Annotated in this window: 19 protein-coding genes and 2 pseudogenes; 13 read left to right on the top strand and 8 right to left on the bottom strand. The window is 61.9% G+C overall.

What is annotated here, in order from left to right; genetic code table 11:
* Position 1: 1 nt before the first annotated feature.
* The 3 genes from kefF to V7773_RS05855 form a co-directional block, all read right to left on the bottom strand.
* The gene (kefF, locus tag V7773_RS05845) at positions 2 to 523 is read right to left on the bottom strand and encodes a glutathione-regulated potassium-efflux system oxidoreductase KefF (protein ID WP_336072636.1); all 522 of its coding nucleotides are present in this window, start codon (positions 521 to 523) and stop codon (positions 2 to 4) included.
* Between the two features lie 177 nt (positions 524 to 700).
* The gene (locus V7773_RS05850; RefSeq protein WP_336072637.1) at positions 701 to 2047 is read right to left on the bottom strand and encodes an ATP-binding protein; all 1347 of its coding nucleotides are present in this window, start codon (positions 2045 to 2047) and stop codon (positions 701 to 703) included.
* Positions 2044 to 2754, bottom strand: a complete 711-nt coding sequence (locus V7773_RS05855; RefSeq protein WP_336072639.1) for a response regulator — start codon at positions 2752 to 2754, stop codon at positions 2044 to 2046. The genes V7773_RS05850 and V7773_RS05855 overlap by 4 nt, the downstream gene beginning before the upstream one ends.
* A gap of 340 nt (positions 2755 to 3094) precedes the next feature.
* On the opposite strand from V7773_RS05855, the gene V7773_RS05860 reads away from it, so the two are divergent.
* The 4 genes from V7773_RS05860 to V7773_RS05875 all read left to right on the top strand — a co-directional run bounded on the left by V7773_RS05860 (position 3095) and on the right by V7773_RS05875 (position 6117).
* Complete coding sequence (locus V7773_RS05860; RefSeq protein WP_336072640.1) at positions 3095 to 3883, top strand: MlaA family lipoprotein; 789 nt, start codon at positions 3095 to 3097, stop codon at positions 3881 to 3883.
* Complete coding sequence (locus V7773_RS05865; RefSeq protein WP_336072641.1) at positions 3876 to 4112, top strand: hypothetical protein; 237 nt, start codon at positions 3876 to 3878, stop codon at positions 4110 to 4112. The genes V7773_RS05860 and V7773_RS05865 overlap by 8 nt, the downstream gene beginning before the upstream one ends.
* Positions 4113 to 4266: 154 nt before the next feature.
* Positions 4267 to 5568, top strand: a complete 1302-nt coding sequence (locus V7773_RS05870; RefSeq protein ID WP_336072642.1) for an Nramp family divalent metal transporter — start codon at positions 4267 to 4269, stop codon at positions 5566 to 5568.
* A 69-nt stretch (positions 5569 to 5637) separates the two neighbouring features.
* Positions 5638 to 6117: a VOC family protein gene (locus V7773_RS05875; RefSeq protein WP_092346194.1), complete on the top strand. Its 480-nt coding sequence runs from the start codon at positions 5638 to 5640 to the stop codon at positions 6115 to 6117.
* Between the two features lie 120 nt (positions 6118 to 6237).
* Here V7773_RS05875 and V7773_RS05880 read toward each other — a convergent pair whose 3' ends face one another.
* Positions 6238 to 6639 (bottom strand): RidA family protein, encoded by a 402-nt coding sequence (locus V7773_RS05880; RefSeq protein WP_092144544.1) that lies wholly within the window; start codon positions 6637 to 6639, stop codon positions 6238 to 6240.
* Between the two features lie 132 nt (positions 6640 to 6771).
* Between V7773_RS05880 and V7773_RS05885 the strand changes: the two genes are divergently transcribed.
* From V7773_RS05885 to V7773_RS05895, 3 genes are all read left to right on the top strand, one after another.
* Positions 6772 to 7701, top strand: coding sequence for a LysR family transcriptional regulator (locus tag V7773_RS05885; protein WP_336072643.1), 930 nt, complete (start codon positions 6772 to 6774; stop codon positions 7699 to 7701).
* Positions 7698 to 8432 (top strand): CPBP family intramembrane glutamic endopeptidase, encoded by a 735-nt coding sequence (locus V7773_RS05890; protein WP_336072644.1) that lies wholly within the window; start codon positions 7698 to 7700, stop codon positions 8430 to 8432. The genes V7773_RS05885 and V7773_RS05890 overlap by 4 nt, the downstream gene beginning before the upstream one ends.
* A gap of 65 nt (positions 8433 to 8497) precedes the next feature.
* Positions 8498 to 8890, top strand: coding sequence for a GFA family protein (locus V7773_RS05895; RefSeq protein ID WP_063320539.1), 393 nt, complete (start codon positions 8498 to 8500; stop codon positions 8888 to 8890).
* A gap of 5 nt (positions 8891 to 8895) precedes the next feature.
* On the opposite strand, the gene V7773_RS05900 is transcribed toward V7773_RS05895, so the two are convergent.
* The 4 genes and pseudogenes from V7773_RS05900 to V7773_RS05915 all read right to left on the bottom strand — a co-directional run bounded on the left by V7773_RS05900 (position 8896) and on the right by V7773_RS05915 (position 13229).
* Entirely contained in the window at positions 8896 to 10344 is a 1449-nt protein-coding gene (locus V7773_RS05900; protein WP_336072645.1) for an aldehyde dehydrogenase family protein, read from the bottom strand.
* A gap of 203 nt (positions 10345 to 10547) precedes the next feature.
* Positions 10548 to 11596 (bottom strand): annotated as a pseudogene (locus V7773_RS05905) (NAD(P)/FAD-dependent oxidoreductase); the annotation flags it as partial.
* Between the two features lie 126 nt (positions 11597 to 11722).
* Positions 11723 to 12103, bottom strand: a pseudogene (locus V7773_RS05910) (RidA family protein); the annotation flags it as partial.
* Complete coding sequence (locus V7773_RS05915) at positions 12093 to 13229, bottom strand: DSD1 family PLP-dependent enzyme (protein WP_063320543.1); 1137 nt, start codon at positions 13227 to 13229, stop codon at positions 12093 to 12095. The gene V7773_RS05915 and the pseudogene V7773_RS05910, both read right to left, overlap by 11 nt.
* A 95-nt stretch (positions 13230 to 13324) precedes the next feature.
* Here V7773_RS05915 and V7773_RS05920 point away from each other — a divergent pair, with 95 nt between their 5' ends.
* The 6 genes from V7773_RS05920 to V7773_RS05945 all read left to right on the top strand — a co-directional run bounded on the left by V7773_RS05920 (position 13325) and on the right by V7773_RS05945 (position 20243).
* Positions 13325 to 14209 carry a LysR family transcriptional regulator gene (locus V7773_RS05920; RefSeq protein WP_063320544.1) on the top strand — a complete coding sequence of 295 codons (885 nt, stop codon included), beginning with the start codon at positions 13325 to 13327 and terminating at the stop codon, positions 14207 to 14209.
* Between the two features lie 452 nt (positions 14210 to 14661).
* Positions 14662 to 15330, top strand: coding sequence for a haloacid dehalogenase type II (locus tag V7773_RS05925; protein WP_092144560.1), 669 nt, complete (start codon positions 14662 to 14664; stop codon positions 15328 to 15330).
* Positions 15331 to 15366: 36 nt separating this feature from the next.
* Complete coding sequence (locus V7773_RS05930) at positions 15367 to 16641, top strand: NAD(P)/FAD-dependent oxidoreductase (protein ID WP_092222757.1); 1275 nt, start codon at positions 15367 to 15369, stop codon at positions 16639 to 16641.
* Positions 16642 to 16727: 86 nt separating this feature from the next.
* Positions 16728 to 18371, top strand: coding sequence for an ABC transporter substrate-binding protein (locus V7773_RS05935; protein WP_336072646.1), 1644 nt, complete (start codon positions 16728 to 16730; stop codon positions 18369 to 18371).
* A gap of 43 nt (positions 18372 to 18414) precedes the next feature.
* Positions 18415 to 19371: an ABC transporter permease gene (locus tag V7773_RS05940; protein ID WP_014337747.1), complete on the top strand. Its 957-nt coding sequence runs from the start codon at positions 18415 to 18417 to the stop codon at positions 19369 to 19371.
* Complete coding sequence (locus V7773_RS05945; RefSeq protein WP_336072648.1) at positions 19368 to 20243, top strand: ABC transporter permease; 876 nt, start codon at positions 19368 to 19370, stop codon at positions 20241 to 20243. The genes V7773_RS05940 and V7773_RS05945 overlap by 4 nt, the downstream gene beginning before the upstream one ends.

The following is a 20243-nucleotide window of genomic DNA, read 5'->3' on the forward strand; positions in this document are numbered from 1 at the left end:
TTCAATCTTCCTTCCAGGCGGCCAGGCGAGCGGCATAGTGTTCGATTTGGACGTGTTGGGCATCCGCTTCGGCGGCATAGGCGCCATGCACGACAACCGGCTCCAGCCAGCGCATGCCGCAATAGAGGGCCGTGGCGTGGAGCGGTTGGGCCAGTGCGGCAAAGCCTGGGTAGCCGCCGATCTGGAAATGCCCCTGATCGCCACCGGTGGTCACGGCCCACAGCAGGGATTTGTCCTTGAGCGCCGTGGTGCCTTTGCCATAGGCCCAGCCGTGGGTGAAGACTTTATCGATCCACAGCTTCAGCAAGGGCGGTGTGCTGTACCAGTACATCGGGTGCTGGAGCACGACCAGCTCTGCTTGTTCCACCGCACGCTGTTCCGCCTCGACGTCGATATCGAAGTCGGGATAAAGCGCATAGAGCGAACGTATGACCACGTCCGGGTTGGTCGACACTCGCTTGAGCATCTGCTGGTTGACCCGCGATTTGTCGGGGTAGGGGTGCGCATAAATGATAAGAATCATCGGTGAATTCCTTGGTTTGGCTCCGTCGATTCTTGTCTGTCGTGAGCGCTAACGATGGCATTGAGTCGAGCGATACAAACAAGAGCGCCTTCCCGGAACAGGGCCCAGGCCGGAAAAACCGGACATCCTACCGAGGAAGGCGCTGATTGTTTAGCGCGGATCGTCACATCGGGCACTTCAGTCAAGCGGCAGCGAGACCCTGGCCTCCAATCCGCCGCTTTTTCGATTGCGCAGGGTCAGCGTGCCGCCATGCTCCAGCACCGTCGCCCGGGCCGCCGACAGGCCCAGCCCGACGCCGCCAGTGTGCTTGTTGCGAGAACCTTCGATGCGAAAGAACGGCGTGAAGACCTGCTCAAGGTATTGGGCGTCGATGCCCGGCCCTCGGTCCAGGATGCGAATGTCCACACGGTGGGCGTCGGCTTGGAGTCGAACCGTCGGCTGGCCGCCATATTTGATCGCGTTGTCGATCAGGTTGACCAAGGCGCGTTTGATGCCGATGGGCCGACCGACATACACCAAGCGCTGGGTACCTTCGAACCCAACCTCGGTGCCGGCGTCCTTGAGATCATCGACAAGGGTGTGCAGCAGCTCGGCCAGGTCGAACGCCGTGGCATGTTCAAGCCGGGCATCGTCGCGGAAGAACTCCAGGGCTGAATTGACCATCGCCTGCATTTCGTCCACGTCCCTGAACAAGCGCGATTGTTGTTCGGCATCCTCGATGAACTCCCCGCGCAGGCGCATGCGGGTCAACGGCGCGCGCAAGTCATGGGAGATGGCGGCGAGCATCTGCGTGCGGTCCTGTAGAAAGTGCTTGAGCTGGGCCTGCATGGCATTGAACGCGAGGATCGCCTGGCGGATTTCGTGGGGGCCGATGACCGGAATCGGTGGTGCCTGGTGGTCGACGCCAAAGCGCCGGGCGCCTTTGGCGAAACGTTCCAGCGGTGCGGCCAGGTGCCGGGTGGCGATCAGCGCGACGATCAACGTCGAGAGCAGGATCAGCGCGATGATGATCCCGTTGCGCGCCCATTCGCTCAGCCCCCAACTGCGCGACGGCACGGAGAAGATCACCCACGAATGGTCGGCCAATTCGATGATCACCGCGTAGCGTGCATCCGGTTGGTCGGCCGGCCAGTCGCCCGGTTCGTAGGCCTCGATCCTGGCGTCCGGCCGACCCAACTGTTGGCGCAGGAGCGCCGAACCTTCACTGAACTCAGGGTCGTCGATCACCGGCAACCGCGCCTCTTCATGCCGTTGCAGCCATTGTGCGTTGAACGCCTGGTCGCTGGCGGCCCTGGCAATCGCGGGGCGTTGTTCGGGGGCGACGGAGTCAATGATGCGGGTGATGGCGGCGGCCTTTTCCATCAGGCCGGTTTCCATCAGGGGAGGGCGCGCCCAGGAACCGGCCAGCAGGCTGAACAGCTCATTGAGGGCCAACAAGGTCAGCATGGCGAGCATGGTGGTCAGGGCGATCCAGCGCGCTACCGTGTCCCGTGGGCGTTGGGTGCCTGAGCGCGAGGGTTTCATCGCTTCACCACGTGAGGGCTAAAGAGGTAGCCGCTGTTGCGCACGGTGCGGATCATCGACGCCCCGGTGATGTCGGTCTCCAACTTGCGCCGCAAGCGGCTGACCTGGACATCGATGCTGCGGTCAAACGCCTCGAAGGTTTCGCCGCGGGCCAGGTCCAGCAACTGCTGGCGCGTCAGCACCCGGCGCGGGTGTTCGGCAAACACCAGCAGCAGTTCGAACTCTCCGGCGGACAGCGGGATCATGACCTTGTCCGGTGAGCGCAGTTCGCGCCGGGTAACGTCCAGTTGCCAGTTCTCGAACTCCAGGATCGGCCGGGAGGCGTCGCTTGACGCGCCCCTGGCTTCACCGGTGCGCCGCAGTACGGCTCGCACCCGGGCCAACAGTTCCCGGGCGTCGAAGGGCTTGGTCAGGTAATCGTCCGCCCCCAGCTCCAGGCCGACGACGCGATCACTCAACTCGCCCATGGCGGTGAGCATGATGATGCCGACCGTGTGCTCGGCCCGCAGTCGTTGGCACAGCACCAGCCCATTGTCGCCCGGCAGCATGACGTCGAGGATGACGAGGTCCGGCACCCGACGCTGCACCGCCTGCCACAGGGCATTGCCGTCTGCGGCCACCTCCACGCTGTAGCCATGTTGTTCGAGGAACTTGCGCAAGAGGGCGAGGACTTCGAGGTCATCGTCCACCAGTAATAAATGGCTCACGGTGGGCACGCAGGGTAATGAATACAGGAGGCGATACTAGGGGCAATCCAGGGCCTGCGTCATATATTTCAATCCGGCAATAAAGTTGCCGACGGGCAATATTCTGGAAATCTCCAGGCAAAGAAGCAGCGGCAGGATCGCCCCGATGTCAGTCAGTTAAACAGCCAGCCAACACCGAACCCTGTGGCGAGGGAGCTTGCTCCCGCTGGGTCGCGAAGCGGCCCCAAAAAAGTGGTGAGCGCTTCGCACTCAAGCGGGAGCAAGCTCCCTCGCCACAGGTTTCGGTGTTCGGCTTTTAACCGGCATAGGCAGCCCCCATTCCTCGCCGAGATCACCCTGTATGCCGATCACCAGACCCGCTCCGTTGCTTGTTCGATCCACCGTTGTGGTTGTATTGACGGCATTCGCCAGTGGTTGCTCCAGCACACCCGCTGCAAAACCGGGCGTGTGTGAGCGCGCGGCCTATACCGTTCACGATCCCGCAGAACCGGTCAACCGCGGCATCTTCGCGTTCAACCGGACCGTGGATGACTATGTGCTGGCCCCGGTCGCCCGTGGTTACCTCAAGTTGCCGGAGATGTTCCAAGCCGGCGTCCACAACTTTGTGGCGAACTTCGGCGAACCCAAGGTCTTCATAAACGACCTGCTACAAGGCAATGGCCAACGCTCGGTCAACACACTGGGCCGCTTCGTGATCAACACCACCGCGGGCATCGTCGGGCTGATCGACGTGTCGGGCAAGCTGGGCATCGAGCGCCATAAGGCCGATTTCGGCCAGACCTTCGGCGTCTGGAACGTCGCCCCCGGACCGATCGTGGAACTGCCGTTGCTGGGCAGCGCCAACCTGAGGGACGCGTCGGGCAAAGTGCTGAGTTTTGCCGTCGACCCGTTTGGCGACAACAGCAGCACCGTCGACACCCTGGGGACGATCAACACCGTCGGTGGCGTTGTCGATGGCCGCGCCGAGGCATTGCCGCTGACCGACCAGTTGCAGGCCCGGGCGGATTACTACGCGGCGCTTCGCGATGCCACGGCGCAGCGGCGTGCCGATCTTGTCGCGCAGGGCAAGTTGGGAGCGGCGGGGGAGGTCAACCCGCAGTGCCGGGATGGAGCCGCTGCCGATGAATAACCAGGCGTTGGTCCTGCATCGGCGAATGCGCTCGCTCGAGCCGGATGTATTGCACTGTCGTGAAGTTGAATTGCGCTTGGCCGAGGATGGTCGCCATGTACTGCTCAACCGTTATGTCGAGTTGTATCGCCATGAGCACGTCAGTTGGTGCGCCATCCAGCAGCATCGGGTTCCGTTGGCGAGGATGGTGCGCTGGATGGTCGATAACGGCGAACAGATGAGGGGTTAGTGGCAATTTGCTCTTGGAATACAACGGTATCTAGGGAGCGGATACCATGAAACATTTCTACATAATTACGTATCAATAATGGTTGTACGACGTCGTATCTAATATGTTCGACTGTGGCCGTTTCTCACAAAAAAAATAAACGGAGATTCCATCCATGACGAGCATTCCTTCCGCCGAAGGCAAGGTTGCGGCGCCCGCGCAAGGCCGTTTCGTACGCCTGCTCAAGCTTCTCGGTCCCGGCATCATCGCCGTTCTTTCCTGGCTGGGCGCCGGCGATTTGATCACCTCATCCGTGGCCGGGGCGAACTACGGCTACGCAATGATGTGGGTGCTGGCGGTCTCTCTGCTGCTGCGCTACCTGATCGTCAACATCATCGCGCGCTTCCAGCTTTGCAATAACCAGGGCATGACCATCCTGCAAGGTTATGCCCAGCTCAATCCGTTTTTCGCCTGGTTCCTGTTGGTGTATGCGTTGCTCATGGGGCACCTGATGAACGCTTACATGATCAAGGGAGCTGGCGAAGCCTTGGCCATGTTGCTCAAGGTCGACTATCCACTGCTGTGTTCGGTGGCGGTGGTGTTGGCGGTGTGGATGCTCGTCGGGCGCAATATCTATTCGATGATCGAAGGCGTGATGAAAGGCCTGCTGGCGATCATGACGCTGGCGTTCCTGGCCCTGGCGGTGATGTCCGGCCCGGATGTCGCCGGCATCGTCAGAGGCACCATCGGCTTCAGTATCCCGCCCGATGAAGGGGTGCACGGCGCGTTGCTGGTGGCCGTCTCGGTGATCGGTGCGGTGGCCGGTTCCATCGCCAACTTCGTTCATCCGTATGTCATGCGCCAGAAGGGCTGGGTGGGGCCAGAACACAAGCGTATCCAGCGTAACGACCTGCTGTTTGCGGTGTTTGTCGGGATCGTCATCAACCTTGCCATCTGGATCGTCGGTGCGGAAATCCTGCGACCCAACGGTATCGAGGTCAAAACCCTGGGCGATTTGGGCAAGGCCTTGGAAATGTTCTTCGGTTCGATCGGTTGGTACGTGTTCTTTATCGGTGTGTTTGCCACGCTGTTCGCCAGCATATCCGGCAAGACCACGGCGTTCCCGATGCTCATCACCGACGCCTTCCAGCACGTACGGCCCGAGCGCCGGGAGCGTTACGGCAAAGAGTTCCACCGTGACCCGATGCACAAATGGTTCATGCTGTTCATCCTCGTGACACCACTGATCTGGTCGCTTCCCGGCATGCCGGACTTCGTCACGCTGACCATCGGCGTCAATGCGCTGAACATCATCGGCTTGCCGGTGATTTCCCTGGGCCTGCTGATCATGTCCAACCAGAAGTCCCTGCTGGGCAAGGAGTACCGCAACAACCTGTTCGAGAACATCGCGTTGATGTTTGCCACGGGCCTGGCGTTGTGGGTTGCGTTCCAGTTGGGGGTCGATCTGTTTACCTGAGGCCCGGCCATCTGCAACTTTCGGGGGGACTGCTAGACTTTATCGTCCAGTCCCTTTCGGAGAAGCGGAATGAACAATAAAAACAGGATCTGCCTCTGGTACGACGGCAATGCCCAGGAAGCTGCGCAGTTCTATGCCAAAACGTTTCCCGACAGTGCGGTGAACGCCGTCTACCAGGCCCCGAGCGATTATCCGTCGGGCAAGGAGGGCGATGTGATCACGGTGGATTTCACGGTGATCGGCATCCCTTGCATTGGCCTCAACGGCGGGCCGGTGTTCAAGCACAGCGAGGCCTTTTCATTCCAGATTACAACTGAAGACCAGGCCGAAACGGACCGCTTGTGGAACGCGATCATCGACAACGGCGGCCAGGCCAGTGCCTGCGGCTGGTGCAAGGACAAGTGGGGCTTGTCGTGGCAGATCAGCCCGCGTGTGTTGCTTGAAGCGGTCGCCAGTCCTGACAAGGCCGTCGCCAAGCGGGCCTTCGAGGCCATGATGACGATGACCAAGATCGACATTGCCGCGATTGAGGCGGCGGTGAAAGGTTAGCCGGCGCAGCACTTCCATTCCCTTGTGGGAGCGAGCTTGCTCGCGATGGCGTCGGCACAGCCAACAGTGATGCAAGCTGACCCACCGCTATCGCGAGCAGGCTCGCTCCCACACTCGATATCACGAGGTGGTTTCGGGCAACCTGGCAATCACCTTGATCTCGAACTGAAACCCATATAGCCACGTCACGCCCACCGCCGTCAGCGTCGGATGCGGCGCGCTGCCCCAGAACTCGGGTACAACGCTCCAGACCCGCTCGAAGGTCGATTCGGGATCGACCATGAAGACCGTGACGTCCACCACATCGTCAAAACTGCAATGGGCGGCAGCCAGAATCGCCTTCAGGTTGTTGAACGCCAGCCGAACCTGAGCCTCCAGGTCTGGCTCTGGCGAGCCCTCGGCAGTACTGCCGACCTGTCCCGAGACGAACAGGAAACCATTGGAACGAATCGCCGGCGAATAGCGATTGCGCTCATAGAGTGCCTGGCGTCCAGGCGGGAAAACCACGTCGCGCTGTGTCATGAGTACCTCCATCAAAGAGTGGGTTCCAAACGTTGAACGCACTCTAGGGGCTTGTGTCCTGGCGATAAACGAGCAACCTTGGCGATCACTGTTTGTAGAATCCAAACAATCGGATCGACACCCGAGGCACAGATGGATCGTTTTGATGCAATGCAAGCGTTCGTTCGAGTCGTGGAGGCGGGCAGCTTTACCAAGGCGGCTGAAACCCTGCACATGAGCAAAACCACCGTGACTCAATTGGTGCAGCAGCTCGAGGCACGGTTGCGGGTCAAGTTGCTCAACCGCACCACGCGCAAGGTCAACGTCACCGCCGACGGCGCGGTTTATTACGAGCGGGTGATCCGGCTGCTGGCCGACATGGACGATGCCGAGAACAGCGTGTCCGGCGCCCAGGCGTTACCTCGCGGGCGACTGCGTGTGGACGTGCCGAGCCCGCTGGCCGCGATGATCCTGATACCGGCCTTGCCGGCGTTCTACGCGCGATACCCGGACATCCAGATCGACATGGGCGTCAGTGATCGCATCGTCGACATGCTCGATGAAAACGTCGATTGCGTGGTGCGCGGCGGTGAGTTGAGGGATCAGTCGCTGGTCGCCCGACGCGTTGGCGATCTCGCCCTCGGCGTCTTCGCCGCCCCGAGTTACCTGGCACGATTTGGCCTGCCCGCGCATCCGCGAGAACTGGAAGATTCGCACCATCGCACCGTGGGTTTCCTGTGGGCACGCACCGGCAAATCCTTGCCCTACGCCATGCGCCGTGACGGTGAGCTGCTCCACGTCAAAGGGCGTTACTCGCTAGCCATCGACGACGGCAACGCCTACCTCGCGGCTGGTTTGGCGGGGCTGGGGGTGCTCTGGCTGCCCAAGTACATGTCCAGGCCTCATGAAGCGCAGGGTGAGTTGGTGCCGCTGTTCGAAGACTGGCACCTCGAGCCGATGCCGCTGTATTTGGCCTATCCTCCGAACCGGCACATCAGCGCCAAGCTGCGCGTGTTCATCGATTGGGTTGTGGAACTGATGGCGCAACATGCGCCGGTTGACGCCAAGGGAAGCGCGCAATGATCGCCGAAGGACTCGTTGTACTGCTGGACTACACCCTGTATCTGCTGCCGGGCCTGGCGCTCTTCGGCCTCTGGTTCGCGTTGACGCCCAAGACCCAGACAGCGTTGCGTATCGTGATTGTGCTATTGGCGTTCGTGTTGATGCGCGATGCGATGACGCCCTTGGGCATGTGGTCCCTGAACGGCGATCTGCAGATTGGTTTTCTGGCCAACCCGTTCGTCCTGGCGATGTTGGGCGCTTCGTCGCTGCTGTTGGTCGCGTTGAGCGCGCGCCTGTTGCCGGACTTGTGGCAACTGGTCGTTCTATTCAAAGGCAATCGATTGGCTGGCCTGGTCCTGGGCATCGCCGTGGGTTGCTTGATTGGCTTGCCGCTGCGGCTTTCTCAAGGGGCTGAAACGGCGATTCCAGGTTATTGGGCCTGGCTGCTCGGCATGACGGTGCTGGCCTACGGAGCCAACGCCCTGGAAGAAGTGTTGTTTCGTGGTTTCCTGCAGGGCTACCTCGAACTGCACGTCAGCGCCTGGCGAGCAGCGTTGATCAGTGCCGTGGCGTTTTCGGCGCTGCATGCTTTTCTCGCCTTGAGCGTCACCCCACTCGGTTGGCCCGTGTTGCTGTTTACACTGATAGAGGGCCTGGCCTGCGGGCTCATTCGCATGCGCTACGGCGTCGTGGCATCGACCGCTACCCATGGGACGGCGATATTGCTGATCGCCGTGCCGATGATGAGTTAAACCAGGAACAGGCAGGCGCGGTCGAAGGTTGTATCTCGACCGCTCGACGACAGAGGAGACCCACCATGGACCGATTCACCGGCGGTTGCCTATGCGGCAACGTGCGTATCGAGGCCTCGGGCCGTCCGTATCGGGTTGGCCTCTGTCACTGCCTCGACTGTCGCAAGCATCACGGCGCGTTGTTCTACGCGGCTGCCGTGTTCCCCCAGGATGCCGTGACGATCGAGGGCGAAACACGGGATTACGCCGGGCGCTTTTTCTGCCCTCGCTGTGGCGCGTCGGTGTTCGCCCGTACCGGCGATGAAATCGAAGTGAACCTCGGCACGCTGGATGCCCCCGATCAACTGGTGCCCACCTACGAAAGCTGGACCGTGCGCCGTGAGGCCTGGTTGCCGGCGTTTCCGTTCAGCCGACATTACGCGCATGATCGCGAGGGCACCGGGCGGGCTGAGGAGTAGGGCGCTCATTCGAAGCCGACAATCGCCTTGATCTCCAGATACTCCTCGAAACCGTGAACCCCATACTCACGACCATTGCCCGAACGCTTGTAGCCACCGAACGGTGCCATCGGGTTCCACGCCGGGTAGTTCAACAGCACTTGCCCTGCGCGGATACGCGACGCAACGGCGCGCACAAGATCAAGGTCCTGACCCTGGACATGCGCCCCCAGCCCATAGACGGTGTCGTTGGCGATGGCGACGGCTTCATCCACCGTGTCATAGGCAATGATGCACAGCACCGGGCCGAAGATTTCTTCCTGGGCGATGCGCATGGCGCTGTCGACCTGCGAGAAAACCGTGGGGCGGGTGTAGAAGCCTTGTTTAAGACCCTCCGGGCGTCCTGGGCCACCGCACACAAGCTTGGCTCCTTCATTCATGCCGGCTTCAATCATGGCTTGCACGCGATTGAACTGGGCCTCGTTGGCGATGGGACCGAGTACGGTTTCTTCCAATTGCGGATTGCCCACGATGATCGCGTTGGCGGTGGCGGCAGCCAACGCCTCGACTTCTGCCAGCCGATTCCTTGGCACGATCATTCGGGTCGGTGCGCTGCACGATTGGCCGACGTTGCGAAAAGCCGACATCACGCCCGACGGTACGGCCTTGGCGAAGTCGGTGTCGGGCAACAGCACGTTCGGTGACTTGCCGCCCAACTCTTGGGTAACGCGCTTGACCGTAGGGGCGGCTGCCTGGGCCACCAGTGCGCCCGCGCGGTTCGAGCCGGTGATGGAGATCAGGTCGATGTCGGGATGCGCCGCCATGGCCGCGCCGACCTCGGCACCGCTGCCGTTCACCAGGTTGAAGACGCCGGCAGGCAGGCCTGCGTCATGCACCAGTTGGGCGAAGAGCAGGGCGCTCAGGGGCGACAGTTCGCTGGGTTTCAACACCACCGTGCAACCGGCGGCAATCGCCGGGGCGACTTTGGCGGTGATTTGGTACAGCGGCCAGTTCCACGGCGTGATGAGGCCGCAGACGCCAATGGGTTCGCGCTGAATGGCCGTGCCATGCTCAATCTTCTGGAAGGTGTAAGTGGACAGCACATCGCGGGCCACCCGAACGTGTTCGGCGGCCAGCGGCACTTGCATGGCTCGTGCGAAGCCGATGGCCGCGCCCATTTCCAGCGAGAGCGCCTGGGCCAGTTCTTCTTTGCGTTCAAGGATCAGTGCATGGATCTTTCCCAGGATTGCCACGCGGGCATCCACCGCAGTCGAAGACCAGCCGGGAAATGCTTCGCGAGCCGCCGCTACGGCGCGGTCAACGTCTTCGCCGGACCCTCGGGCGACCTCGGCAATGACGTGCTCGGTAGCGGGATTGACCACGGGCAGCGTGGCCGGGTATGCCGGAGACAGCCAGTCACCATTGATATAGAACTGCTGGGACGTAGGCGAGGTGTTCAAAAAAGGGGTGGTCATCCAACGGGCTCCCATAGAGCGGTGATAGCACTGCCGGCGACAGATCCTGAGGCCGTTTTCTTCTCGATAAACTAACAAAGCGGCCCGGAAGGGATATGCCGTTCTCAAGCCTGGCAAAGAAGAATCTGCTGTATCTGCCGGGCTAACTTGGCAAAAAAATGGCGACGCCCGTCCAGGTCAAAAAGGACGTCCAGTCGCTTGTGTCAGATGAGTTTGCCGGTGCCGGGCGTGCTCATCTGAGGCATTGTCAGGGCGGTCGGTTCGGTGAACCTGCGAATATCGAAGGGGCTGATCAGGGTGCGGGTACTGCCGGTGCTGATCAGCTCGGCCATGACGTCGCCGACGCCCGGGCCGAGCTGGAAGCCATGCCCGCAGAACCCAAAGGCATAGAACAACCCCTTGACCTTGCCGCTTGGGCCCATGATCGGCAGCGAGTCTGGCGTATAGCTTTCGATGCCGCTCCACACTCGGATGATGTTGAGGTTCGCCACCCCGGGCAGCAGGCGGCTCATCTGCTGCATCTGGTTGAGCAGGCTCTCGGGCTTGAAGTAGGCGCGACGGTTGATCATGTCCGGTTTGCAGCGGTTGCCGCCGCCGATGATGAGATTGCCTCGGGGGATCTGCCGGAAATAAATCACCTCTTCCTTTATCTTGGTGAACACGCCGATCACGGTCGGCAAGGCATAGGGCACAGGTTCGGTGACCGACATCTGTGGGCCATTGGCTTCCAATGGCACCGCTTCGTCGAATTGCTCGGACAGCTTCGCCCCCCACGCGCCCGCCGTGATCAGCAGTTGCTCAGCGATGAATAGCTGGCCGTCGGTGGTGGTCACAATTGGTCATTCTCCTTTCGTACCGTGGCGACTTCCGTTCGCTCGCGGATGCTGGCCCCGGCCCGTGTCGCCGCGCGAGCAAATGCGGGGGCTGCCAGGCGCGGGTTGGCGTGGCCGTCGTGCGGGGCGTACGAGGCGCCCTTGACCTGTGCGCCGAGGAACGGGAAACGCGCGTGCAACGCCTTGCCGGTGATGATCTGCAAGTCCAGCTCCCGGGCTTCGGGGGCGGCGGCGTAGGCTTCAAGCTCGGCTATTTCGTCCTCGCGATAACAGACGCGCATATGGCCGCTGGGGATGAACTCCAGATCATCGCCAATCAACTCGGGGAGCCGTTTCCACAATCCGTACGAGCGATTCGACAGTTCCAGTTGGCCGAGGAATCGCCCTTGGCGTCGCACGTTGCCGAAATTCACCCCACTGTGGCGAGGGAGCTTGCTCCCGCTTGAGTGCGAAGCGCTCACCGCTTTTTTTGGGGCCGCTGCGCGACCCAGCGGGAGCAAGCTCCCTCGCCACAGGTTCATCTCGGTCGTCGGGAAGGCGTGCACACGTGCCAGCGCTTCGATTTCGATCAGGTACCCATGGTGCAAGGCCGGGACGGGCACTACCGCGCGCGCGGGCCGGTGTTCGCCGAGATAGTGGGCGTAGATCCGGTCGAAAGCCGGCCAGTGTTCGATGCCGGCGACATAGACCGTCACTTTCAGCAAGTCACTGGGGCTGCGGCCTGCCGCGCCGAGAATCGCCATCAGGTTGTCCAGGGCGATGGCGGCTTGCACTTCGAACGGTTGGTCGACGCTGTGGCTGCCATCGGCGCGTACCGGCAGTTGCCCGGACACGTACAAGACGCCCTGGTGCAAGACCGCCTGGGTGTAATGCCCGCCCGCTGCGGCCGCCTGGGTCGTGTGAATCAACTCGATTTCACCAGCCATGCAGACGACTCCAGGTGTGCACCGCGCCCGAGGCATCGCAGGCGTGGTAGTCAGGGAATTGCGCACCGGTGGCGCAGGCGTGGTTGGGCAGGATGCGCAGGCGACTGCCGATGGAAAACCGCTCGGTGATATCGATGTCCCCGGGACTGGAAAGGGTGACGATACCGTGCTCCTGGTTGGCGCTGCAGAGCAGGGCGCCCTCGATCCAGTCGCCGGCTTCGCTGCACACTTGCCCATACCCGAAATCCCGCTGCTGGCGCTGGGTACCCCGATCACGACTCATGGCCATCCAACCGGCATCGGTGATGATCCAGCCTTTGTCCGGCTGATGGCCGATCACGGTGGTCAGTACGCTCAGGGCCAGCTCATCCGCCTGGCAAACACCGATGTTGTGCATCACCAGGTCGAAGAACACATAGACGCCAGCGCGCACTTCAGTGACGCCCTCCAGGCTTTGCGCCGAAAGTGCCGTGGGGGTGGAGCCGATGCTGACCTCGGGGCAGGCCAGCCCGGCTGCGCGGATGCGCTGGGCGGCGCTGACGCAGAGGTGGCGTTCTTGTTCGGCCAAGGCTTGCAGCGCTTGGGGGGTATCGAGCTCGTAGCTGGACCCGGCGTGGGTCATGACGCCGCAAAGCTGCATGCCGCCTTCGCTGAGTCGCCGTGCGATGTCGACGAGTGCATCGTCTTCAGCGCGCACGCCGGAACGATGGCCATCGCAATCGATCTCGATCCAGACCTCGAAACGCTCGTCGTGCTGCCTGCCGAAATCGACGATGGCCTGCGTCGCCGCCAGGCTGTCGGTCAGGATGCTCAATCGACAGCCCTTGCGCCGCAGCCTCAGGGCCTGGGCCAGTTTGCCAGGTGCCATGGACACGGCATAAAAGATGTCGCGGATGCCGTCGGCGAAGCAATGCTCGGCTTCCTTAAGGGTCGACACGGTGATGGCGTTGGCGCCTGCTGCAAGCTGCGCCCGGACCACCGGCAGGCATTTGCTGGTCTTGATGTGCGGGCGCAAACGCACGCCCAAGGCATCCATGCGTTGTTGCATGCGCTGGATATTGCGCTGCATTCGCGGCATATCGATGAGCGCGACTGGGGTATCGAGGGAAGCAATTGAGACTGGCATGAACGAGGCTCGCGGGTGAAAGACAGGTTCGACTCTACTCAGTCATCGTAAAGCCGTGGTTCAATGCACTGTCATCAATCATTAAGTTGAACTGAATGATCAGCCTCGAAGACCTGCGTATGGCCGTGACGCTGGCACGCTGCGAATCGTTGAGCGCCGCCGCCAGGGCCCTCAATGTCTCGCCACCGGCGCTGTCCATGCGCTTGCGCAAACTGGAGACGCTCCTGGGCCTGACCTTGGCCAATCGCGACGCCCGGCGGCTGAGCCTGACCGCCGACGGCGAGCGTTTCTCGCGCCAGAGTGCGCTGTTGCTGGAACAGCTGGAGGCGCTTCCCGAATCGTTCAGGCAGCAAGACGATCAACTGGCCGGCACCCTGAGGCTGGCGGCACCGTTCGGCTATGGACGCCAACGCCTCGCGCCGCTGCTGGCCCGTTTTGCCAGGTTGCACCCGCAGCTATGCCTGCATCTGGATCTCCGGGAAACGCCCTGGCCTGACCGTCATGACAGCGATGCGGTGATTCACATCGGTCACCTGAGCGACAGCCAGTGGGTCGCCCGGCCCCTTACGCAAAATGACCGTTGGCTGTGCGCGAGCCCCGCTTACCTGGAGCAGAACGGCACACCGTTAGCGCCGGAGCAACTCGCCGAGCATCGTTGTATCTGTATTCGTGAAAACGATGAAGATGTCACCCTGTGGCACCTGCGCAACGCGCACGGGCGCAAGACCCTGCGGATCAAGCCTGCCTTGTTGAGCAACGATGGCAGCGTGGCTCGACGCTGGGCCGAACAGGGCCTGGGGCTGGTGCTGCGTTCGCAATGGGACGTCAACAAAGCCATCGCCGACGGCCGCCTGGTACGGGTGCTCGCCGATTGGCAATTCGACAGCGCCCCAATCAACCTGCTGGTGCCCTCGCGCAAACTGCGCAGTGCACGGGTGCAGGCGTTGGTGAGTTTCCTGGAGGCAGAACTGAAGGTCTGAACAGGACACTGTTCCTACCGACCCACCGCCATCGCGAGCAAGCTCGCTCCCACAATGGATCGGCGGCGTTTCTTGAACCCGTGCCCACCACCATCCCCTGTGGGAGCGAGCAAGCTCGCGATGACGGCAGCCCATTCACCAGGGATGCTGAAGCTGCTGCGCCAAGCGCAGATTCTGCCGAAAACAACGCTTTGCAGAGCCGTTTGGCGCACCATAACTGCCCGCAAACCCAAAGAAACACGGGCGCGACGCCCACGCCTGGAGCATCCCGCAAAGTCTGCTGAGCGAGCCCCGCAAAACGGTGGTTTGTACCAAGCGGCCGGTATTTTTAACGATTTATCCACGGTCTCATGGTGTTGTAATGAAAACGTGATGCAGCGTTGCACCGATGCCTCACGAAAGGCGCCATGTTCGCCTCGTCGAGCCTTCAACAACCATCCAGGACCGCACTCATGAGCTTTCTTCGACCCAAGTACATCACCTTCGACTGCTACGGCACGTTGACCAATTTCCAGATGGGCACCATGACCCGCGAGCTGTTCGCCGACCGTGTCGATGCCGGGCAGATGGACCAGTTCGTCAAGGATTTCTCCGCTTATCGCCTGGACCAGGTGATGGGTGACTGGCGGCCCTATGATGAAATCATCAAGACCTCCCTGATGCGGGTCTGCAAGCGTTGGGGCGTCGAATATCGTGGCGAAGGCCAGCTCTATTACGACGCCGTGCCAACCTGGGGCCCCCACGCCGATGTACCGGCGGGCCTGTCGAAAATCGCCGACAAGATCCCCCTGGTGATTTTTTCCAACGCGATGGACGAGCAGATCATGTCCAACGTCGACAAGCTCGGCGCGCCTTTTTACAAAGTCTTCACCGCCCAACAGGCCCAGGCCTACAAGCCGCGCCTGGCCGCGTTCGAATTCATGCTCGATAACCTTGGCTGCGGACCGGAAGACGTCCTGCATGTGTCGTCGAGCTTCCGCTACGACCTGATGTCGGCCCACGACATGAAGATCAAGCACAAGGCCTTCGTCGCCCGCGGTCATGAACAACCGGCCAACGCTGCCTTTGGCTACCAACAGATCTCGGACATCGGCGGGTTGCCCGCTCTGGTCGGGCTCTGAGTCTCGACGCACGCTTGAAGGCGAAAGGGGTTAGACATGGGCAGTGAGTCCTATTGGCTCGACACCGCACCGGCGTTCACCGGTGCTCAGCTCGGCGGATTGCCCGGGCAGGTCGATGTCGCCATCGTCGGTGGCGGCTTCACCGGCCTGGCGGCGGCGCGGGCCCTGGCCTTGAAGGGGGCCAGCGTGGCGGTGCTGGAAGCGGGCAGGGTGATTGGCGAGGCGTCAGGGCGCAACGGTGGGCATTGCAGTACCGGCGTGGCCCAGGATTACGCGGCGCTCACCGCCAGCCTCGGCGCCGACAAGGCCCGGGCGTATTACCAAGCCTATGAAAACGCCGTGCACAGCGTTGTGACGCTGGTGGAGCAAGAGCAGATTGCTTGCGACCTCAAGCGCAACGGCAAGCTCAAGCTGGCTGCCAAGCCGATGCATTACGAAGGGTTGGCGCGCACCTGTGAATTGATCCGCAAGGAAGTCGATGCCGAGGTCGAGTTGCTTTCGGCCCAGGAGACGCGGGCGGAAGTCAATTCGGCGCAGTTTCATGGCGGCTTGTTGCAGCGCAATGGTGTGCAGATGCATGTCGGACGTTTTGGCGTCGGCCTGGCTGAAGCGGCTGCCCGTCACGGTGCGTTGATCTTCCAGGGCGTGGCGGTGCAGGACTGGAAGGCCAGTGCCGGCGGCTATCGAGTCAATACCAGCAAAGGGGCGCTGCAAGCCTCGCAGATCCTGCTGGCGACCGGTACCTGTCAGCAGGGTGGCCTGGGCTGGTATCGGCGGCGAATCGTGCCGGTGGGCAGTTTCGTGATCGCCACCGAGGTATTGCCCCAGGCGTTGATCGACAGCTTGCTGCCGGCACGCCGCTCCTATGTCACCAGCCGCATGATCGGCAACTACTTTCGCCTGACCCCGGACAACCGCTTGCTGTTTGGCGGCCGTGCGCGGTTTGCCATGTCCGACAGTGTTTCCGATGCCAAGAGCGGCAAGGTGTTGCAGGCCGCCATGGTGCAGATGTTCCCGCAATTGGCGAACACCCGGATCGACTATTGCTGGGGCGGCCTGGTGGACATGACCTCCGATCGCCTGCCCCGGGCCGGCCAGCATGGCGGGGTTTATCACTCCATGGGCTACAGCGGCCACGGTGTGCAGATGTCGGTGCACATGGGCCAGGTCATGGCCGAGGTCATGGCCGGCAAGGTCGAGGCCAACCCTTGGCGCGAACTGGACTGGCCGGCCATTCCCGGGCACTTCGGCAAGCCTTGGTTTTTGCCGCTGGTCGGCGCGTATTACCGCTTGCAGGACTACCTGCACTGAGTTTCACCGCGTTGTTTGGCGTTTCAACCACGTTGCGTTGACGCAACGTCATCGAGCCCTATCATTTTCCGAAAGGTAGAACTGACATGAGTGACACTAAAAACGGCATCAAAGACCAGTTGATCACCGGTACAGAAAGTCTGCGTGTTTTCGAAGGGCTCAATCGTGGCATGTCACGCCGGCATGCCTTGCAAATGCTGGGGCTGGCCGGTGTGGCCGCGGCGGGTGCCGGCAGCCTGTTCGGCGCCGCCGGCAAGCTGCTTGCCGATGAACAGGCGAGCCCCGGCAAAGGCAAGCCGGGCGGGCGTATCCGGGTCGCCGGTATCTCCAGTTCCACCGCCGATACCCTGGACCCGGCCAAAGGCTCATCGTCCACGGACTACGTGCGCCATTACATGTTCTACAACGGCCTGACGCGTTTCGACAGCCACATGGTGCCGCAACTGGAACTGGCCGAGCGCATGGACACCACCGATGCCACGCTCTGGGTGATTACCCTGCGCAAGGAAGTGACCTTCCACAATGGCAAGGGCCTCAGCGCCGCCGACGTGGTGTTTTCCCTGATGCGCCACAAGGACCCGATCACCGGTTCCAAGGTCTTGCCGCTGGCCGAGCAGTTTGCCGAGGTCAAGGCCACCGGTACCCATGAAGTGCAGATACGCCTGAGCGGCCCGAATGCCGAGCTGCCATCGATCCTTGCCATTTCCCACCTGCTGATCGTCCCCGAGGGCACCAGCGACTTCAACCAGGGCATCGGCACCGGTCCATTCAAGGTCAAGGAATTCAAGCCTGGGGTGCGTTCCATCGGTGCGCGCAATACCAATTACTGGAAACCTGGCCTGCCGTACCTGGACGAAATCGAATTCATCGGCATCGGTGACGAGCCTTCACGGGTCAACGCGTTGCTGTCGGGCGACGTGCAGATCATCAACGAGGTCAACCCGCGCTCGACCACGCGCATCAAGGACAGCACCACCCATCGCGTAGTGGATTCGCCGTCGGGTAACTACACCGACCTGATCATTCGCCAGGACCAGATGCCCGGCCAGAGCCCGGAGTTCACCGAGGCGATGAAACTGCTGCTGGACCGCGAACAGGTCAAGTCGGCGATCTTCCGTGGGTTCGCCAGGGTCGGCAACGACCACCCGATCGCCCCCGGCGCACGCTTCTACAACGCCGACCTGCCGCAACGGACCTACGATCCGGAGAAGGCTCGTTTCCTGCTGAAGAAGGCCGGTATGGAAAGCATCAGCATGCCGGTGATGTGCTCGCCAGCCGCCACCGGTTCGGTCGACGTTGCCGTGCTGCTGCAGCAATCGGCCAAGGAGGCCGGGCTCAAGCTCAACGTCAATCGCCTGCCGAGCGACGGCTACTGGTCCAACCACTGGGCCAAGCACCCGCTGAGCTTTGGCAACATCAACCCACGGCCCAACGCCGACATGATCTTCTCGCAATTCTTCCAATCGACCGCGCCCTGGAATGAATCCGGCTGGAAAAACCCGCAGTTCGACCAGTTGCTGATCCAGGCCCGGGGTGAAACCGATGAGGTCAAGCGCGGCAAGATGTACGGGGACATGCAGGCCCTGGTGCATGAACACAGCGGCATCGGCATCCCGGTGTTCATCAGCAACATCGATGGCGTCGACCAACGCGTCAAAGGTTATGGCACCAACCCGCTGGGCGGTTTCATGGGCTATATGTTCGCTGAGCAAGTCTGGCTTGACGCTTGATGTGTGTTGTCTTGCGGCGTGACATGGCACAAGGGGTAGGGCGATGAATAGCAACACACTTTGGCTGATCGGCCGGCGCCTGGGCGCTGCGGTCGTGACCCTGTTGATCGTATCGATGGTGGTGTTTGCCATTACGGCGGTGTTGCCGGGAGACGCGGCGCAACAGTCCCTTGGACAGTTCGCCACGCCTGAGCAAGTGGCGGCGCTGCGGGTGAAGATGGGCCTGGACCAACCGGGTGTGTTGCGCTATCTGCACTGGTTGATGAGCCTGCTCAGCGGTGACATGGGCGTGTCGATCTCCAACGCCACGCCGGTCAGCGAGTTGATGGCTGGCCGGGTGCCCAACACCCTGATGCTGGCGGCGGCCACGGCGCTGGTGTCGGTGCCCGTGGCGTTGATCCTGGGCATCGGCTCGGCGATGGGGCGAGGGGGACGCATCGACGGCTTCCTGAGCTTCTTCACCCTGACGATGGTGGCGGTGCCGGAGTTCCTGGTCGCCACCCTTGCAGTGCTGATTTTCGCGGTGAACCTGGGTTGGCTGTCGGCGCTGTCCTATTCCAGCGAGATCACTTCGCCTCTGCAATTCATGCGTACCTACGCCTTGCCGGTGATGACCCTGTGCTGCGTCATCGTTGCGCAGATGGCGCGCATGACCCGGGCGGCGGTGATCGATCAACTCGACAGCCCCTACGTGGAAATGGCCCGTCTCAAAGGCGTGAGTCCGGTGCGGGTGGTGCTGCGCCATGCCTTGCCCAATGCCATAGGGCCGATCGCCAATGCCATCGCCCTGAGCCTGTCCTACCTGTTGGGTGGGGTGGTGATCGTCGAGACGATTTTCAACTATCCCGGCATCGCCAGCTTGATGGTCGATGCCGTGACCAACCGCGACATGGCGTTGGTCCAGGCCTGCACCATGCTGTTTTGTACGGCGTACCTGGCGTTGGTGCTGGTGGCTGACCTGTGCGCGATCCTGTCCAATCCGAGGCTGAGAAACCAATGAACAATCTCATTGTGAAATCCCCGCCTGCGGCGCCCGAACCGGCGTTGGTCAAGGTGCCGCGCAAAACGCCCTGGCTCGGCCTGATCGGCGCCGCGATGTGTGTGATCTGGTTGCTGGTGGCTATCTTCGGGCCATGGCTGGCGCCGCACCCAGTGGGGGAAGTGGTCTCCGACAATGTCTTCGACAACCTCAGCGCCACTTATCCGCTGGGCACCGATTATCTGGGCCGCGACATGCTCAGCCGCATTCTCGTGGGCGCGCGCTTCACGGTGGGCCTGGCGCTGGTGGCGGCGGTGCTGGCCAGTGGGCTGGGCACCAGTTGCGCGCTGCTGTCGGTGGTTTCGCCGAAGTGGCTGGACGAGCTGATCAGCCGCCTGATGGACGCTTTCATTTCAATCCCGAGCAAGATGCTGGCGCTGATCATGGTCTCGGCGTTCGGTTCGTCGGTGACGTTGCTGATCTGCACGGCGGTGCTCAGTTTCATGCCGGGGGCGTTTCGTATCGCCCGCAGCATGGCGGTGAACATCGAGGCCCTGGAATACGTGCAAGTGGCCCGCACCCGTGGCGAACGCCGACTGTACATCGCTTGTGTGGAAATCCTGCCGAACATGCTCAACCCGGTGCTGACCGACCTGGGCCTGCGTTTCGGCTTCATCGTCCTGCTGCTTAGCGGCATGAGCTTCCTCGGCCTGGGCGTGCAACCGCCGGATGCCGACCTGGGCTCGCTGGTGCGGGAAAACATCGGCGGCCTCAACCAGGGGGCGCCGGCAATCGTGATTCCAGCCCTGGCCATCGGCACCCTGACCATCGGCGTCAATCTGTTTATCGACCGCTTGTCTTCGCGGCGCAACCGACGTACGGGAGGCCATTGA

The sequence above is a fragment of the Pseudomonas sp. 3JA genome, from assembly GCF_036961705.1.
Lineage (GTDB): Bacteria > Pseudomonadota > Gammaproteobacteria > Pseudomonadales > Pseudomonadaceae > Aquipseudomonas > Aquipseudomonas fluorescens_Q.

Bases quoted from the DNA above. Each gene is read 5' to 3' on its own strand.
- kefF (WP_336072636.1), bottom strand. From the start codon at position 523: ATGATTCTTATCATTTATGCGCACCCCTACCCCGACAAATCGCGGGTC.
- V7773_RS05850 (WP_336072637.1), bottom strand. From the start codon at position 2,047: ATGAAACCCTCGCGCTCAGGCACCCAACGCCCACGGGACACGGTAGCG.
- V7773_RS05860 (WP_336072640.1), top strand. From the start codon at position 3,095: ATGCCGATCACCAGACCCGCTCCGTTGCTTGTTCGATCCACCGTTGTG.
- V7773_RS05865 (WP_336072641.1), top strand. From the start codon at position 3,876: ATGAATAACCAGGCGTTGGTCCTGCATCGGCGAATGCGCTCGCTCGAG.
- V7773_RS05870 (WP_336072642.1), top strand. From the start codon at position 4,267: ATGACGAGCATTCCTTCCGCCGAAGGCAAGGTTGCGGCGCCCGCGCAA.
- V7773_RS05875 (WP_092346194.1), top strand. From the start codon at position 5,638: ATGAACAATAAAAACAGGATCTGCCTCTGGTACGACGGCAATGCCCAG.
- V7773_RS05880 (WP_092144544.1), bottom strand. From the start codon at position 6,639: ATGACACAGCGCGACGTGGTTTTCCCGCCTGGACGCCAGGCACTCTAT.
- V7773_RS05885 (WP_336072643.1), top strand. From the start codon at position 6,772: ATGGATCGTTTTGATGCAATGCAAGCGTTCGTTCGAGTCGTGGAGGCG.
- V7773_RS05890 (WP_336072644.1), top strand. From the start codon at position 7,698: ATGATCGCCGAAGGACTCGTTGTACTGCTGGACTACACCCTGTATCTG.
- V7773_RS05895 (WP_063320539.1), top strand. From the start codon at position 8,498: ATGGACCGATTCACCGGCGGTTGCCTATGCGGCAACGTGCGTATCGAG.
- V7773_RS05900 (WP_336072645.1), bottom strand. From the start codon at position 10,344: ATGACCACCCCTTTTTTGAACACCTCGCCTACGTCCCAGCAGTTCTAT.
- V7773_RS05915 (WP_063320543.1), bottom strand. From the start codon at position 13,229: ATGCCAGTCTCAATTGCTTCCCTCGATACCCCAGTCGCGCTCATCGAT.
- V7773_RS05920 (WP_063320544.1), top strand. From the start codon at position 13,325: ATGATCAGCCTCGAAGACCTGCGTATGGCCGTGACGCTGGCACGCTGC.
- V7773_RS05925 (WP_092144560.1), top strand. From the start codon at position 14,662: ATGAGCTTTCTTCGACCCAAGTACATCACCTTCGACTGCTACGGCACG.
- V7773_RS05930 (WP_092222757.1), top strand. From the start codon at position 15,367: ATGGGCAGTGAGTCCTATTGGCTCGACACCGCACCGGCGTTCACCGGT.
- V7773_RS05935 (WP_336072646.1), top strand. From the start codon at position 16,728: ATGAGTGACACTAAAAACGGCATCAAAGACCAGTTGATCACCGGTACA.
- V7773_RS05940 (WP_014337747.1), top strand. From the start codon at position 18,415: ATGAATAGCAACACACTTTGGCTGATCGGCCGGCGCCTGGGCGCTGCG.
- V7773_RS05945 (WP_336072648.1), top strand. From the start codon at position 19,368: ATGAACAATCTCATTGTGAAATCCCCGCCTGCGGCGCCCGAACCGGCG.